This window comes from Aeromonas veronii bv. veronii (assembly GCF_000820225.1).
GTDB lineage: Bacteria > Pseudomonadota > Gammaproteobacteria > Enterobacterales > Aeromonadaceae > Aeromonas > Aeromonas veronii.
In genome coordinates this window covers 252,766-268,897 of sequence record NZ_CDDK01000018.1, presented here as the reverse complement: position 1 = coordinate 268,897, position 16,132 = coordinate 252,766, and the positions used below count along the sequence as shown (strand labels likewise).

At 61.2% G+C, this 16,132-nt stretch carries 10 protein-coding genes; all 10 read left to right on the top strand.

What is annotated here, in order from left to right; translation table 11 throughout:
* Positions 1-214: 214 nt before the first annotated feature.
* Positions 215-3,652 (top strand): ATP-binding protein, encoded by a 3,438-nt coding sequence (locus BN1139_RS07460; RefSeq protein ID WP_041202730.1) that lies wholly within the window; start codon positions 215-217, stop codon positions 3,650-3,652.
* Positions 3,653-4,067: 415 nt separating this feature from the next.
* Positions 4,068-5,753, top strand: a complete 1,686-nt coding sequence (locus tag BN1139_RS07455) for an ABC transporter substrate-binding protein (protein ID WP_005353816.1) — start codon at positions 4,068-4,070, stop codon at positions 5,751-5,753.
* 118 nt (positions 5,754-5,871) lie between these two features.
* Positions 5,872-6,855: an ABC transporter permease gene (locus BN1139_RS07450; RefSeq protein ID WP_005353818.1), complete on the top strand. Its 984-nt coding sequence runs from the start codon at positions 5,872-5,874 to the stop codon at positions 6,853-6,855.
* 1 nt (position 6,856) lies between these two features.
* On the top strand, positions 6,857-7,777 hold the full coding sequence (locus BN1139_RS07445) for an ABC transporter permease (protein ID WP_005353820.1): 921 nt from the start codon (positions 6,857-6,859) through the stop codon (positions 7,775-7,777).
* Positions 7,774-8,793, top strand: coding sequence for an ABC transporter ATP-binding protein (locus BN1139_RS07440; RefSeq protein ID WP_005353822.1), 1,020 nt, complete (start codon positions 7,774-7,776; stop codon positions 8,791-8,793). Before BN1139_RS07445 ends, BN1139_RS07440 begins: the two co-directional genes overlap by 4 nt.
* An 11-nt stretch (positions 8,794-8,804) precedes the next feature.
* Positions 8,805-9,797, top strand: a complete 993-nt coding sequence (locus tag BN1139_RS07435) for an ABC transporter ATP-binding protein (RefSeq protein WP_005353824.1) — start codon at positions 8,805-8,807, stop codon at positions 9,795-9,797.
* A gap of 114 nt (positions 9,798-9,911) precedes the next feature.
* Positions 9,912-11,645 (top strand): glycoside hydrolase family 9 protein, encoded by a 1,734-nt coding sequence (locus BN1139_RS07430; RefSeq protein WP_005353826.1) that lies wholly within the window; start codon positions 9,912-9,914, stop codon positions 11,643-11,645.
* Positions 11,638-12,510, top strand: a complete 873-nt coding sequence (locus BN1139_RS07425; RefSeq protein WP_005353828.1) for a glucosamine kinase nucleotide-binding domain-containing protein — start codon at positions 11,638-11,640, stop codon at positions 12,508-12,510. The genes BN1139_RS07430 and BN1139_RS07425 overlap by 8 nt, the downstream gene beginning before the upstream one ends.
* Complete coding sequence (locus BN1139_RS07420; protein WP_005353829.1) at positions 12,495-14,360, top strand: beta-N-acetylhexosaminidase; 1,866 nt, start codon at positions 12,495-12,497, stop codon at positions 14,358-14,360. Before BN1139_RS07425 ends, BN1139_RS07420 begins: the two co-directional genes overlap by 16 nt.
* 212 nt (positions 14,361-14,572) lie before the next feature.
* Entirely contained in the window at positions 14,573-16,126 is a 1,554-nt protein-coding gene (locus BN1139_RS07415; RefSeq protein ID WP_005353830.1) for a methyl-accepting chemotaxis protein, read from the top strand.
* The last annotated feature ends 6 nt before the right edge of the window (positions 16,127-16,132 follow it).

The following is a 16,132-nucleotide window of genomic DNA, read 5'->3' as shown; positions in this document are numbered from 1 at the left end:
CGCATTATACGTACCACGAGCGCCAGCACAACCCCTTTTTCGCAATTTAAGCCCTGATGCAGACTGTTTGCTCAGGGTTTAAACGCCTTGCTGCATTTTTCTCCAGCCAGCTGTGACCCACCAAGCGAATTTGGGATAAAGTCGTTGAAATGATTACGCTTTCGTTCGAGACTTGAGCGGCTTAATAACCGGATTCTCAATTGAAAATCACAAGATGAAATGGATCTTCACGCTTCGTGGGCTCAGGCCGCAGTTAATGCTGGCTTTTTTCATGTTGGGCATGGTGCCCTTTTTGGTCATCACCCTCTTCTTCCTATACAGCCACGGCAAGGATCTCACCACCCAGACCTCCAACCATCTGGTCTCCGTTCGTAATATCAAGAAGAGTCAGCTCGAGGATTACTTCAACAACCTCAAAGAGCAGATCATCAACTTCTCCCAGCAGGATTTTGCCGGCAACAGTATCGGCCGTTTCTATGGCTTTACCGGCGCCTTCGAGAAGTTGGGCACCACACCGCAGGAGGCCCGCAGCCGTGCTCAGGCCCGCTATCTGCCAGGCTCCTGGGATCAACTGCGCAAACCGGACAGTCAGGTCGAGATCGAACCCTCCATCACGGCGCTTATCCTCGCCGACGAGATGTATGGCCGGGTGCACCAGCGCTTTCATCGCGGCTATGCCGACATGGTGCGCAAGTCCAACTACAGCGACATCTTTCTGGTGGACCTCAACGGTGATGTGGTCTATTCGGTCACCAAGCACCCTAACTTTGCCACCAATCTGCTCTCCGGACCTTATCAGGGCAGTGGCTTGGGCCAGACCTTCGCCAAGATCAAACGCCGCCTCGATGGCGGCCAGAAACCGCAGCAGATCTTCGAATTCACCGATTTTGGCCGAAACGAGCTGACCGGGCAGGTGGTCGCCTACATGGCCGCCCCCGTGATGCAGTACGACTATGTGCGCGGTGTGGTGATTTTCGAGCTGTTGCCGGACAAGCTCAACCAGATCATGGCGGAGCGGGAGGGGCTGGGCGAAACCGGCGAAACCATCCTGATCGGCCCCGACAAGCGGATGCGCGCCGATGCCTGGCTGGCGCCGGAGTTCAGCGTCGAGAACAGCTTCAGCCCCAATTTCCGGCCGCTGCAAACACCCCTCATCACCAAGACTCTCTCTGGCGAGCAGGGGGTAGGGCTGTTCCACTCCTATCAGGATGACGAGGTGCTGGCCGCCTACACCCAGGTGAAGGTGTTCGATACCGAGTGGGCCTTTATCGCCGAGATCTCCACCCGGGAAGCCTATGCCCCGATCCGCCAGCTGGAAACTCTGGTAATTGTGCTGGGCGCGGGTTCGGTACTACTGCTGATCCTCTTCTCCCGCTGGCTCTCCCACTCCATCACGGCGCCGCTGCGCTCCCTGACCGAAGCAGCCGAGCAGGTGGCCGACGGCGCGCTGGATCACCCCATCGCCATCGAGCGCACCGGCGATGATATCGACCGGCTGGCCGAGGCGTTTCGCCATATGCAGCGCTCTGTGAAGGACAAGATCGAACTGATCGAACAGCAGACCCAGGAGCTGCAACAGCAGGTCAAGCTGACCCACAAGCAGAACCTCAGCCTGCAGCAAGCGGACAAGCTCAAGGATGAACTGCTGGCCAACACCTCCCACGAGCTGCGTACCCCCATTCACGGTATCAAGGGGATGGCAGAGTCGATGCTCGCCAGCCAGCAGGATTTGACCGAAGGGCAGCAAAAGCAGCTCGGCCTCATCATCAAGAGCGCCGACGGCCTGGCCCGTCTGGTGGACGATCTGCTGGACTACCACCAGATGCGCTACGGCCAGCTGGAGATCCACTCCCAGCCCGTCTCATCCAAGGGGGTTATCCGGCTGGTGCTGGACCTCTGCCAGCATCTGGTGCAGGCCAAACCCCTCACCCTGGTGGATATCAGCCCGGCCGAACTACCGCCGGTGCTGGCCGACGAGCAACGACTCGAACAGGTGCTCTACAACCTGGTGGGCAACGCCATCAAGTACACGCCGCAGGGCAAGGTGGTGCTCAGTGCCATCGTCGAGAACAACTTCCTGCGCATCAAGGTCACAGACACCGGCATCGGCATCGCCCCCGATCATCTGGAGCATATCTTCGAGCCGCTTGTGCAGATGAGCCCGGAGGTAAGCAAGCAGGGGGCCGGCCTTGGCCTCTCCATCACCCGCCAGCTGGTGCACCTGATGGGAGGCGAGCTGTTTGTCGAGAGCGAGCCGAGCGTTGGCTCTACCTTCGCCTTTACCCTGCCCCTTGCCACCGGCAAAGCGGCCAATCTGACTCTCGACAGCCGCCAGATCGAGCATCAGCTGGTGCGCCAGCAACCGCTGATCCTGCCGGACTGGGAGAGCGACGATCTGCCCCCTCCCCCCGAGGATGCTCCGCTCATTCTGGTGGTGGATGACGAGCCCATCAACCTGCACATCCTGCGCCATCTGCTGCAGCCCTGCGGCTACCGCATCCTGCCCAGCAGTGACGGCCACGATGCGCTGGCCAAGCTGGCCGAGGAGCCGGTGGACCTCATCCTGCTCGATGTGATGATGCCGACCCTCTCCGGTTTTGACGTCTGCCGCCGCCTGCGCCAGCAGCACCCGAAAGATATGCTGCCGGTGCTGCTGCTCACCGCCCTTAACCAGCCCAAGGATATCGAGGAGGGCTTCGGGGCCGGTGCCAACGACTATCTGGTCAAACCCTTCTGCAAGGAGGAGCTGTTTGCCCGAGTCAAGGCACTGCTGGAGGCCAAGGCCGGACGCGCCTCGCTGGTAGAGAACCGGCTATTGAAGCAGGAGATCGAACATCGCCTCACCCTGCAGGATCGACTGCATCAGGATCAGCAGCGCCTGCTGGCCCTGCTCGGCGAAGGGGCCGACCCCATGATCTTTATCGACGAGCAGGGCACAGTGCTGTTTGCCTCCCGGGTGATGGCACGCCTGCTGGGTCAGGAGCCGGAAGCCATGGAGGGGCAGCCCCTCAATGAGTGGCTCGCCACCCCGCTGCAACAGCAGTGGCCCGACCTTGCCAGCGAGCGGGAACACAATCTGGAATTTCTGGTGGCCGGGCAAAAAGATGTACTCAACGCCCGTGCCCTGCCCATCGCGCTCGGAGGACAGGCCGCTTTCGCCCTCACTCTGAGTACCGAGCTGCGTCAGGATGAGAACCGGGTAATGGCGCTGGAGAACGCCCTCAAGAACCTCTCGCGGCAAGCCATCATCGAAGATGAACAGCTGCTGGGCGAGCTGAGCCGCCTGGGTGGCGAGTTCCGTTCGCTGGCCGACGACCTCATTCGCCAGCAGGATGACGAGCCGCTGCGCCGTGCGCTGGTAGAGACCATGCAGCTCACCCTGGATGCCTGGCAGCAGGGGACCGGCAAGGGCAAAATCGTGCTGGCAGAGAAGAGCAAGCTGTGGCGGGTCTATATGGACAGATCCAGCCCGCAGACCCGCACCCTCGACAAATACCTGAGTCTGGACACCCTGCCCAAGTCACCACGCTGGAAGACGGTAGTGGCCACCACCGAGTATGTGCTGGGCCACTGCCCGCTCAATGACCACCAGCGCCAGCAGTTGCAGCACAGCGCACAGACCCTGCGTCAACTCGCCAACCGCAAGCCGTGACACGGCGCCCTAAACGGGCGCCGGATCACAATTGGCAATCTGGTTTCTTTTTATGCAAAAAAAAGCCCCGCACAACCCCGAAACCGAGAGCAGATCCAATTCACAAATTTGTCATATACGCCATTTTCACAGCCACTTCCTACGCGAGAGCAAATAACGCAAATCAATGATTTTAAAAAGATAAAAAAGCATTTTGACGAGATTGACGTAACACCGTCAATTTTTACGAAAACAACGAAATCAATAGTTGTTGTTTTCCTGTTAATTCTGGTTTGCTTAGGGCGTTGGAAAACAGAACGACAAAGGTTAGACACCTGACCAACACAGAGGGCCGATTTCATCAGCATGCGAAACCGGTGCTCACACAAAACAAGGCGAACCCTCGGGAATGCCAAAAAATAAGAAAGGAAAACATATGCTTGCCAAAGTATCCAAAATCTCTACCGCTGTAATGCTGGGAACCATGATGCTTGCCGGTGCCGCCGGTAACGCCATGGCCGCAGAAAACAAAACCGTGCTGACCATGGTTGCACAGCAGGAAACCGCCTGGGTCAAGAACTTCAACCCCTTCCTGCAAGCGGGCCTGCTGCACACCACCCGTCACTTCATCTATGAACCGCTGGTGATCTTCAACGATATGCAAGGGGGCAAACCCGTCTATCGTCTGGCCACCAACTATGCGTTCAGCGATGACCTGAAATCCGTCACCTTCGATCTGCGTGACGGCGTGAAGTGGTCTGACGGCGAAGCCTTTGATGCCGATGACATCATCTTCTCCTTCAATCTGGTCAAGGCCAACAAGGCGCTGGATGAGCGCTCAATCTGGACCCAGATCAAGAGCGTCGAGAAGCTGGCCCCCAACAAGGTCAAATTCGACCTGACCGAGGTCAACACCAACGTGGTGAACGATCTGGTGCTGGTACCTATCGTGCCGGAGCATCAGTGGAAATCGGTGAAAGATCCGGTTGCTTTCACCAACGACAAGCCGGTCGGTACTGGCCCCTTCACCGAAGTGGACAACTTCTCCGCCCAGCTCTATACCCAGTGCCGCAACCCGCACTACTGGGATAACGCCAACCTCGCCATCGACTGTATCCGCATGCCGCAGATGGCCACCAACGACCAGGTGCTGGCGGCTGTCATGAAAGGTGACATCGACTGGTTCGGCTCCTTCGTGCCGGATATCGAGCGCCTCTACGTCGGCAACGATCCGAAGAACAACAAATACTGGTTCCCGGCCTCTGGTACCGTGGCGTTCAACGTCAACTTCCAGACCAAGAACCCGGGCAATAACGAAGCCTTCAACGACATCAACTTCCGCCGCGCCTTCTCCATGGCGATGGACCGCCAGTCCATGGTGGATATCGCAGGCTACGGCTACCCCACCGTCAACGAGTACCCGTCAGGTCTGGGCAAAGCCTTTGACTCCTGGAACAACCCGGAAGTGGACAAGAAGTACGGCAAGTACAACAAGTTCGATCTGGAAGGGGCCAAGGCCCTGCTGAAAGAGGCAGGCTACAAGGATTGTGACGGCGACAAGTTCCTCGACACCCCGAGCTGCAAAAAGATCGAGTTCAAGGTACTGGTACCGAACGGCTGGACCGACTGGGTCAACACAGTTCAGATTGGTGTAGAAGGGCTGCAGGCATTGGGCCTGAACGCCAAGACCGCCACCCCGGAAGCGACCGTCTGGACCGAGAACCTGATCACCGGTGACTTCGATGTCGCCCTGCAGGGTTACTTTGCCGGTGCCAACCCGCACAAGTACTTCGAGACCGCGTTCCACTCCCGCAACATGGGTGACCGTGGCAACCGCTTCGCCGCGCCCCGTTACAAGGATCCCGAACTCGACAAGCTGATCGATGACTTCACCCAGACCGCCGATGCGGCCAAGCAGAAGGAGATCATGTTCGCCATCCAGGATCGTGTTGGTGCCAACCAGACCATCATTCCGGTCTTCAACAACCCGACCTGGTATGAGTACAGCACCAAGCGCTTCAACGGCTGGTTCAGTGCTGATAACCCGGTAGCCAAACCTCAGCTCCACCCGGACACCCCTGAGCGTCTGCTGCACGTGTTGTCCCTCAAGCCAAACAGCTAAACAATCCCGGCCCCCTGCGGGGGGCCATCTTCCCCGTTAACCCCTTTCTTGCCCGGCACCGCCGGGGTTGGGGTAGCTATACCCGACGCGGGGCAGACTTGCAGTAAAAGGTACTATCATGGGATTCATACTGAGACGCTTTTCCTTCTATCTGGTTGCCTTTCTGGTAGCCGCCACCATCAACTTCCTGTTACCCCGTGCCATGCCAGGGGATCCTGTCTCCGTGATGTTTGCCCGCGCTGGCGCCATGATGGAACCCGCCGCCCTGGAAGCCCTCAAAGCCACCTTCGGCTTTGTCGACGGCCCTATCGGCACCCAGTTTCTCACCTATGTGAAGAGTGTATTCACCTGGGATCTCGGCACCTCGGTGCGCTTCTACCCGCAGCAGGTCTCTGACGTGCTGGGCCGTGCCATCGGCTGGACCCTGTTTCTGGTCGGCACCTCCACCATCCTTAGCTTCTCCATCGGTTCCATCGTTGGCATCTTCGCCGCCTGGTATCGCGGCGGCCGGATGGACAGTATTCTCTCCCCGCTCACCCTGGTGATGCAGGCCATTCCGCCGGTGGTGGTCTCCCTGCTCGCCCTGTTCCTGTTCGGGGTCAGCCTCGAATGGCTGCCCATCGGCTACGCCTACAGCCCGGAGATCAAGGCTGACTGGGGCTGGGAGCACATCAAGAGCATCATGACTCACGCCATCATGCCGGTGCTGACCCTGGCCGTGGTGCAGGTGGGGGGCTTTCTCATCACCATGCGCAACAACATGATCAACCTGCTGGGCGAGGATTACATCACCATGGCCAAGGCTAAGGGGCTCTCCAGCAACCGGGTGATCTTCAACTACGGCGCCCGCAACGCCATTCTGCCCAGCGTCACCGCCCTATCGATGGCGCTCGGCTTCGTCATCGGTGGCTCTCTCATCACCGAAGTTATCTTCAACTATCCCGGCTTGGGCCTGACCCTCTATCAGGGCATTCTGGCCCGCGACTACCCGCTCATTCAGGGGCAGCTGCTCATCATGACCATCACCATGCTCAGCTTCAACTTCCTGGCCGACGTGCTCTACGTCTTCCTGGATCCCCGTCTGCGTACAGGAGGCAAATAAGATGCGTATGCCGACCATTCTCAAAATCCTGCTGGGCAACAAGAAGGCTGCCTGTGGCCTCGCCATCGTGGTTGCCTTCGTACTGATGGCCCTCTTTGCCCCCATTCTGGCCAGCAACGAGCCGACCAAACGGGTGGCTCGCCCGCACCAGCCGCCCAGTGCCGAGTTCGTGATGGGTTCCACCCGCATGGGCCACGACATCTGGGCCCAGTTCACCAACGGCGCCCGTATTTCGCTGCTGGTGGGCTTCAGCGCAGGCCTGCTGGTCTGCACCCTGGCCGTCGCCATCGGCATCACCGCCGGTTACTTCGGCGGTCTGGTAGATGAATGCCTCACCTTCCTGATGAACGTGGTGCTGGTGATCCCCAACCTCCCCTTGCTACTGGTGCTGGCGAGCTTTATCGGGGAGGCGTCACCGGCGGTGATTGCCGTGATAATAGGGTTGACCTCGTGGGCCTATGGCGCGCGGGTCATCCGGGCCCAGACCCTGGCCCTGCGCGAGAAGGAGTTCGTCATCGCCGCCGAAGTGCTGGGCGAGCCGGCCTGGCGCATCATTCTGGTGGAGATCCTGCCCAACCTCATCTCCATCATCGGAGTGAGCTTCATCGGCTCCATCATCTACGCCATCGTCACCGAAGCGACCCTGGAGTTCCTCGGCCTCGGCGACCCGACTGTGGTGAGCTGGGGCATCATGCTCTACAACGCCCAGACCTCCAGTGCCATTCTGGTCGGCGCCTGGTGGGAGATCCTGGCCCCCTGCTTCGCCATCGCCACCCTGGGTGCCGGTCTGGCCCTGCTCAACTTCGCCATCGACGAGATTGCCAACCCGCAGTTGCGCTCCCACAAAGGGTTGAGCCGCTGGAAGAAACTTGCAACACCGGTCGCAACACCACTCTCTGCCGCACAGGAGAAGACAGCATGAACAAGCATCCCCTGCTGTCAGTACGCAATCTTTGCGTCGACTACATCACCGAAAATGGCGACGTGCGCGCCGTCAACTCGGTGAGCTTCGATATCAGACAGGGCGAAATCTTCGGTCTTGCCGGTGAGTCGGGCTGCGGCAAATCCACCGTCGCCTTCTCGGTGGCCCGGCTGCACAAGCCGCCCGCCTACATCAGCGGTGGCGAGATCCTGTTCAAAGGGGAGAACATCCTCCATTACGGTGACGAGCGGCTGCGCTCCTACCGCTGGCAACAGGTGTCGGTGGTGTTCCAGTCCGCCATGAACGCCCTGAACCCAGTGCTGCGGATGGAGGAGCAGTTCTGCGACGTGCTGCTGGCCCACAACCCCGGCATGACCCGTTACGAGGCGATCAAGCGCGCCCAGGAGCTGCTCACCATCGTCGATATCCACCCGAGCCGGCTCAAGGACTACCCGCACCAGTTCTCCGGCGGCATGCGCCAGCGGCTGGTGATTGCCATCGCCATGGCGCTCAACCCCGAGCTGCTCATCATGGATGAGCCAACCACGGCGCTCGATGTGGTGGTACAGCGGGAGATCCTGCAGAAGGTCTATGCCCTGAAAGAGAAGTTCAACTTCTCCATTCTGTTCATCACCCACGACCTCTCCCTGATGGTGGAGTTCTGCGATCGCATCGGCATCATGTATGCCGGTGAACTGGTGGAGGTCGCCCCCTCCAAGGCGATCCTGACCGCGCCGCTGCACCCCTATACCAGAGGGCTCGGCAACTCCTTCCCACCCCTGCACGGGCCGAAGAAGGTACTGGAGGGGATCCCTGGCACACCGCTCAACCTGCTGGAGGTGCCGGTCGGCTGCCGCTTTCAGGCCCGCTGCGGCAAGGTGCACGATCGCTGCCGTCAGGAGTACACCAAATTGGCCGAGATCCGCCCCGGGCAACAGACCGCCTGCCACCTCTATGAGGAGCAGGGGCTGCAACAAGATTCCGTGATCTATCTGGACAAGGCCGCTGGCTGTTAAGGATGTCTGTCATGCAAATCGCCAAAACCGATGCACCCATCATCGAAGTCCAGCACCTCTACAAGGACTTCCCCATCAACTCCAATGCCATCAAGAGTGGCAAGATGCGGGCGCTCTCCGACATCACCTTCAACCTGCACCGGGGCCGCGCCCTGGCGGTGGTCGGGGAGTCGGGCTCCGGCAAGAGCACCATCGCCAAGATCATCGCCAAGATGTACAAGCTCAGTGCCGGGCGCATCCTCTATCGCGGCCACGATCTGGAGGAGTTCAACAAGGGCACCGCCCTGCTGGACTATCGCCAGAGCGTGCAGATGGTGTGGCAAGATCCGTTCGGTTCGCTCAACCCGACCCACACCATTTATCACCACATCGCCCGTCCCCTGCTGCTGCACAGCAAGGTGATCGACAAAAAAGAGCTGCCCGACATGGTCTACGCCCTGCTGGAAAAGGTCGGCCTGACCCCTGCCAAAGCAACGGCGGCCAAGTATCCGCACCAGCTCTCCGGCGGCCAGCGCCAGCGGGTCAACATCGCCCGCAATCTGGCGGTAGAGGCGGAAGTGGTGCTGGCGGACGAACCGACTTCCATGCTCGACGTCTCCATTCGCATCGGCATCCTCAACCTGATGGAGCAGATGAAGAACGAGCTCGGCGTCTCCATGCTCTACATCACCCACGACATCGCCACCGCCCGCTATGTGGCGGAAGATCTGGCGGTGATGTATGTGGGGCACATGGTGGAGTGGGGCGAGGTGGACGAGATCCTGCACCACCCGCAGCACCCCTACACCCAGCTGCTCATCTCGGCGGTGCCCGATCCGGAGAAGAGCATCCACGCCGAGCTGGAGGGTGGCCGCAAGGGGGAGATCCCGCTCTGGACGCCGGAGTCCTGCGGTTGCCCCTTTGCCGGGCGCTGCAATCAGGCGATGCCCCGCTGCAAGGAGGCGCTGCCCCCCATCACCAAGCTTGCCGACAACCACTTCGTGCGCTGCTACCTCTACGAGTGAGGGTGAGCCTTAGACCGGCCGGACAACCCTGTCCGGCCATGCCTCGATACGGGGCGGCCACAACCCCGTGATGTGCCTCACCGCCCGGCGGTGAACCACAGGAGTAATACCTTGATGGAACTCTTGATCAATCAGGTGGGCTACGAGTGCGACGGACACAAGGTCGCCCTGTTGCAAACCTCCCCCGCCCCTGATCTCGGCGGCTATATCAGGCTGCAACGCCTCGATGATGGCCAGATCCTGTTTGAAACCCCGCTGCAACCGGCGGACAGCGTCCCCGGCTGGCAAGGCCGCGCTTACTGGCGTGCCGACTTCTCCGCCTTCAAGGAGCCCGGCCACTATCGGCTGGAGGCGATCACTGCCCAAGGCATTGTCCGCTCGACCCGCTTTGCCATCGGCCAGGATCTGCTGGCCAGCCGCTGCCTCTCCGATGTCATCCACTACTTCAAGGGGCAGCGCGCCAGCGGCACCTTCGATCGGGCCGACCGCAACGCCCGCCTGTTTGGCACCGACCAGCACAAAGATGTCCACGGCGGCTGGTTCGATGCCAGCGGCGACATGAGCAAGTACCTTAGCCACCTCTCCTACGCCAACTACCTCAACCCCCAGCAGACCCCCATGGTGGTGTGGGCTCTGCTCAAGTGCAGGGAACTGCTGGCCCCGCGCCGCGATATCGACGGAGTGAACCTCTGCAAGCGGCTCAATGACGAGGCGCTGCACGGCGCCGATTTCCTCTGCCGGATGCAGGATGAGTCGGGCTTCTTCTACATGACCCTGTTCGACAAGTGGAGCAAGGATCCCGCCCAGCGCGAGCTGTGCGCCTATGCCACCCAGCAGGGGCTCAAGTCCGCCAACTGGCAGGCGGGTTTTCGCCAAGGGGGCGGCATGGCTATCGCCGCGCTGGCCCGCGCTGCCCGCGAGAGCGTCAGCGGCGACTTCGATGCCAGCCGCTACGCCGAGGCCGCCAAACGCGGCTACCTGCATCTGTGCGAACACAACCTTGCCTACCTCGATGACGGGGTCGAGAACATCATCGACGACTACTGCGCCCTGCTGGCAGCGGTGGAGCTGACCCGCACCTTCGGCGCCGAGTGGCTGAATGAGGCGAGAGCCCGTGCCAGCAAACTCTGTGCCCGCCAGCGCCCTCATCCTGAGCTGGGTCACTACTGGTCGGCCAACGAGGATGGCTCGCGCCCCTACTACCACGCCGCTGAGGCGGGTCTGCCGGTGCTGGCGCTGCTGGAATATCTGGGCGTAGAGCCGGAGCAGGAGCACAAGGCCCAAGCACAAACCGTAGTGGAGCAGGCGCTGGCCGCCGAGCTGGCGCTCTGCGCCCGCGCGGGCAACCCCTTCTCCCTCGCCCGCCAATATGTCAAAGGGGTGGATGAAGCGCCGCGCGTCAGCTTCTTTATGCCCCACAATAACGAATCCGGTTACTGGTGGCAGGGGGAGAACGCCCGCCTCGCCTCGCTGGCGGCCATGGCCTTTGCTGGCGCCCGCCACTTCCCCCGCCAGAGCCAGCCGCTGCTCACTTACGGCCAGCGCCAACTCGACTGGCTCCTCGGGCAGAACCCCTTCAACGCCTGCATGCTGGCGGGCTACGGCATCAACAATCCCGCCTATACCGCCGGGTATCCCAATGCGCTGGGGGGGATCTGCAACGGCATCACCGCCGGGTTCGATGACGAAAACGACGTGGCTTTTATTCCGGAGGAGTACAAGGATCGGCTGGATCAGAACTGGCGCTGGGGCGAGCAGTGGATCCCCCACGCTGCCTGGTTTGCCCTGGCTATCAGCTGGCAGAGTGCGCTGAGTGATCGACATGAGCAGGGAGGTCACCATGATTGAGTTCTGGGTAGGCGTCGATGGCGGGGGCACCCACACCCGCGCCCGCATTCGAGATCGGGCGGGCAAGCTGCTCGGAGAGGGGCGCGCGGCCGGCTCCAATCTGGAGCTGGGCATCCCCCATGCCCACGCCAATGTGCTGGCCGCCATCGCCAGCGCCCGCCTTGCCGCCGGGATCGCTATCGAGAGTGAACAGCAGATGGGGGTCGGGCTGGCGCTCGCCTCCGCCGAGCTGGCCGACTGCTATCACGCCCTGCTCGAGATGCCCTTCCCCTTTGCCAGCGTCAGGCTCACCTCCGATGCCTTCGGTGCCTGCCTCGGCGCCTTTGGTGGCCGTGAGGGGGCCATCCTGATCGCCGGTACCGGCTCGGTGGGGCTGATCTATCAGGAGGGGCAGATCCGCACCTGCTCCGGCCGCGGCTTCCCCATTTCAGACATAGGCAGCGGCGCCTGGCTGGGGCTGCGCGCCATCCAGCAATCCCTGCTCTGCCACGACGGCATTCTGCCCCCCAGCACCCTAGCCATCCGCTTGATGGACCGCTTCAAGCGGGATCAGGCCGAGGTGGTACGCTGGGCCGCCCGCGCCATTCCGGCGGACTATGGCCACTTTGCCCCCTGGGTGTTCGATGCCGCCAGCGATGGCGACGAGCTCGCCAATCAGCTGCTGGACGAAACCTGCGAACAGCTGCGGATCCTGCTGGAGGGGATGACCCAGCTCGGAGCCAGACAAATCGCCCTGCTGGGGGGGATTGGCACCCGCCTCGCTCCCCGTCTCGGCCAGCTCAACCTGATCCCCCCCCAGGCAGATGCGCTCGATGGCGCCATCCTGTTTGCCCAATCAGAGGATTTTCCATGTCTACACCCCTGATCCACACCCAGGTCGCCCGACGTGACGGCGAGGATGTCTGGTTCACCTTCACCCTCTCCCGCATGCCGGATACCCGGTGGAAGCTGCACTTCTGTCTGGCTCGCCATATCGACCCCGACTCCTTGCAAGGGGGCGAGCTGGAGCGCCAGAGCGGCAGCTACAAGGTGATTGTCCCAAAAACTGGCAGCTGCGAGCTGCGCTTTTGCTGCCGCCAGACCCCCATCAAGAAGCTCTCCGACATGCCGCAGGGCTTTTTCCTCAGCTTGCCGGAGGCGACCACAGGTGCCCAACTGCTGCCAGTGACGCTGGCAGCTCAGGATCTCGGACTGGAGAACCCGCCGGTAGCCCGCCCCGACCTGCCTGATGTCGAGCCTCTGCCCGGAATCGTGCCGCAACCGGCCCATCTGGTACTACTGGAGGGGAACTTCAGGCTGGCCGAGCGGGCTCATGTCAGCGCCCCTCACGATGTGCCGAAGCTGCTGGCCCACTTCAACGAGCTGACGTCGCTGGCACTGGAGCAGGATCACGACGCTGAAATCCGGCTGACCGAGGCCAAACTGGCACCCGAAGCCTACCAACTCACCATCACGCCGCAGGAGGTGGTGATTGCCGCCGCCGACGAAGCGGGCTGGCGTCATGGGCTGGTGACGCTGGCCCAGTGGTATCTGCAACATGGGGAGAGCCTGCCCTGCGTCACGCTGGAGGATGCCCCGCGCTTTGGCTTTCGCGGCATTTTTCTCGACTGCGCCCGCCACTTCCACACTCCGGCAACCATCAAGCGCCTGCTCAAGCTGATGAGCCTCTACAAGTTCAACCGCTTCCACTGGCATCTGACCGATGACGAGGGGTGGCGACTCGAGATCAAGGCCTTTCCGGAGCTGACCGACGTGGGTGCCTGGCGCGGCCATAATCTGGCGATCGACCCCCAGCTCAGCGGCGGTGCCGAACCCTATGGCGGCTACTACACCCAGAGCGAGGTGAAGGAGCTGGTGAGCTATGCCAGTGAGCTCGGCATCACCGTCATTCCCGAGATCGACATCCCGGGCCACTGCCACGCCGCCATCAAGGCGCTGCCCGAGTTGCTGATCGAAACGGAGGATCACTCCCGCTACCGCTCGGTCCAGCATTTCGATGACAACGTGCTCAACCCCGCCCTGCCCGGCACCTACCGCTTCCTGGAGGCGGTGCTGGACGAGGTATGCGAGCTCTTTCCCGGCCCGCAGATCCACATGGGGGGGGACGAGGTGCCGACCGGGGTCTGGACCGACAGCCCCGCCTGCCAGCAACTGATGGTCGAGCAGGGCTACGCCGACTGCCGCGAGCTGCAGGGCCATCTGCTGCGCCACTGCCAGCGCTATCTGGCCGCCAGAGGCAAACAGATGATCGGCTGGGAGGAGATCCTGCATGGCGACAAGGTGAGCCGCAAAGCAGCCATCTGTGCCTGGACCAGCTTTCAGGCGGGGCTGGACGCTGCCGCAGCCGGTTATCCGGTGGTGATGGCGCCCGCCCAGTTCCTCTATCTGGATCTGGCCTGGAGCGCCGATATTCATGAACCCGGCCTCTACTGGGCGGGGACCCTCAATCTGGAGCAGGTTTATGCTTGCGATCCTGCCCCAGCCGATTTCCATGCCAACGATAACATCCTCGGGGTGCTGAGCCCCTTGTGGTCAGAATTGATCACCAGCCGTGATCGTCTCGACTACATGTTGTTCCCGCGTATGCTGGCCACGGCCGAGGTGGCCTGGAGCGATCCCGCCCACAAGGGCTGGGAGCACTTCGCCGCCCGCCTGCCGGGTCAGCTGCAGATCCTCGATCAGTTGCAGGTGCGCTACCGGATGCCACAGAGGTAATGTTGTCTCTACTTTGGCGGCCAATTGGCCGCCTTTTTTACGATTAACCAACAAAACATCAACTTCCCCCTACCATTCATCCGCCATTATTGGCAAAATCCAGCCCCCAATGAAGCTGGTCTGCCTCCTGTTGGCGCGAGCCTGCGGCCACCTCCAGATCTGCCACAATAACAACGACAACATTATCAACAAGAACATCGGAGCGTATTCCTATGGCCCGCAGAGACGTCCATACCCTAGATAGCGAAGTGGAGTTTCCTGCCGACGTACAACTGGTCTCCACCACTGACCTGCGCGGGGTGATCACCTACGCCAACCCGGCCTTTTGCGAAATCGCAGGCTACCAGGTCGATGAACTGGTGGGACACAACCACAATCTGGTACGCCACCCCGACATGCCCAAGGCCGCCTTCGCCGATCTCTGGGCCCGCCTCAAGGAGGGCAAACCCTGGCGCGGTATGGTAAAAAACCGCTGCAAGGATGGCCGTTACTACTGGGTAGATGCCTATGTGACCCCCATCTATGAAGGCAACAGGATCAGCGGCTACCAGTCGGTACGCTGCAAGCCCGAGCCCCAATTCAAGCGCATCGCCGCTCAGACCTACCAGGCACTGCTCAAGGCCGAGCGCGGCAACAGCAGCAACCTCCCCTCTCTTGCCAAAGTACGCACCCCGGCCATTACCCTGCTGCTGCTCGGCCTGATGGGCTGGACCTTCGCCAGTCAAGGGGCCATGACCGTCCTGCTGATGCTGCTGCCCCTGTTGCTTATTGGCGGAGCCTACTGGCGCGAGCTCTTTGCCCTGCCCCACTATCTGCAGAGACTGGGCCGTGAATATGACAGTCTGACCCGGCTGGTCTACTCCGGTGACAACCCCGGCGCCATTGCCGATTTTCATATCAAGATGCTGCAGGCCCGCATCCGAACCGTGTTGGGGCGGATCAACGATGCCACGGCACCTCTGCAAACCCTGGCCATCAATCTGAAGCAGGCCTCTCATCAAGCCTGTCTCGATATCAACGAGCAAGATGCCCAGACCCAGCAGATGGCTACGGCCATGACTCAGATGGCCAACACAGCTCACGAGATCGCCCGCAACATTCAGGACTCCAACGGTCAGGTCAACGAAGCTCGCAATCGTTGTGAACAAACCAACCAGCAGTTGAACCAGACCGAGCAACAGATCGAACAGCTCGCCAAACAGGCAGAGCTGGCGTTCAACTCGGCGGTAGAGCTCGCCAGTGAATCCGAACGGATTGGCAGTGTCATGGGCGAGATCCAGGGCATCGCCGAGCAGACTAACCTGCTGGCCCTCAACGCGGCCATCGAAGCCGCTCGCGCCGGGGAGCAGGGCCGTGGTTTTGCGGTGGTCGCCGACGAGGTGCGTACCCTGTCGACCCGCACCCACAAGGCGACCGAGCAGATCCAGGGCAGCATCAAGCAGATCCAGCACACTCTGGGACGCTGGAAGGGGATGATGCAGGAGAACCTGCAACAGACCCGCGCATGTGCCGAGATGACCCGCCAGGGCGCCAGCAGCCTCCATACCGTGCTGGCAGAGATAGAGCTGGTCACCGAACACTCCACCCAGATCGCCACCGCTGCTGAGCAGCAACAAGCGGTCGTGGAGGAGATCAGCCGCAGCATCCACCAGATATCCGCATACTCCCACGCCAACAGTCAGAAGATGCTGGATGTCGATTACTCCAGTCAGGCTCTGCTGGAACGGGCCAAGCAACTGAAGGGGCTTAGCCAGACCTTCGGCTGAATCATT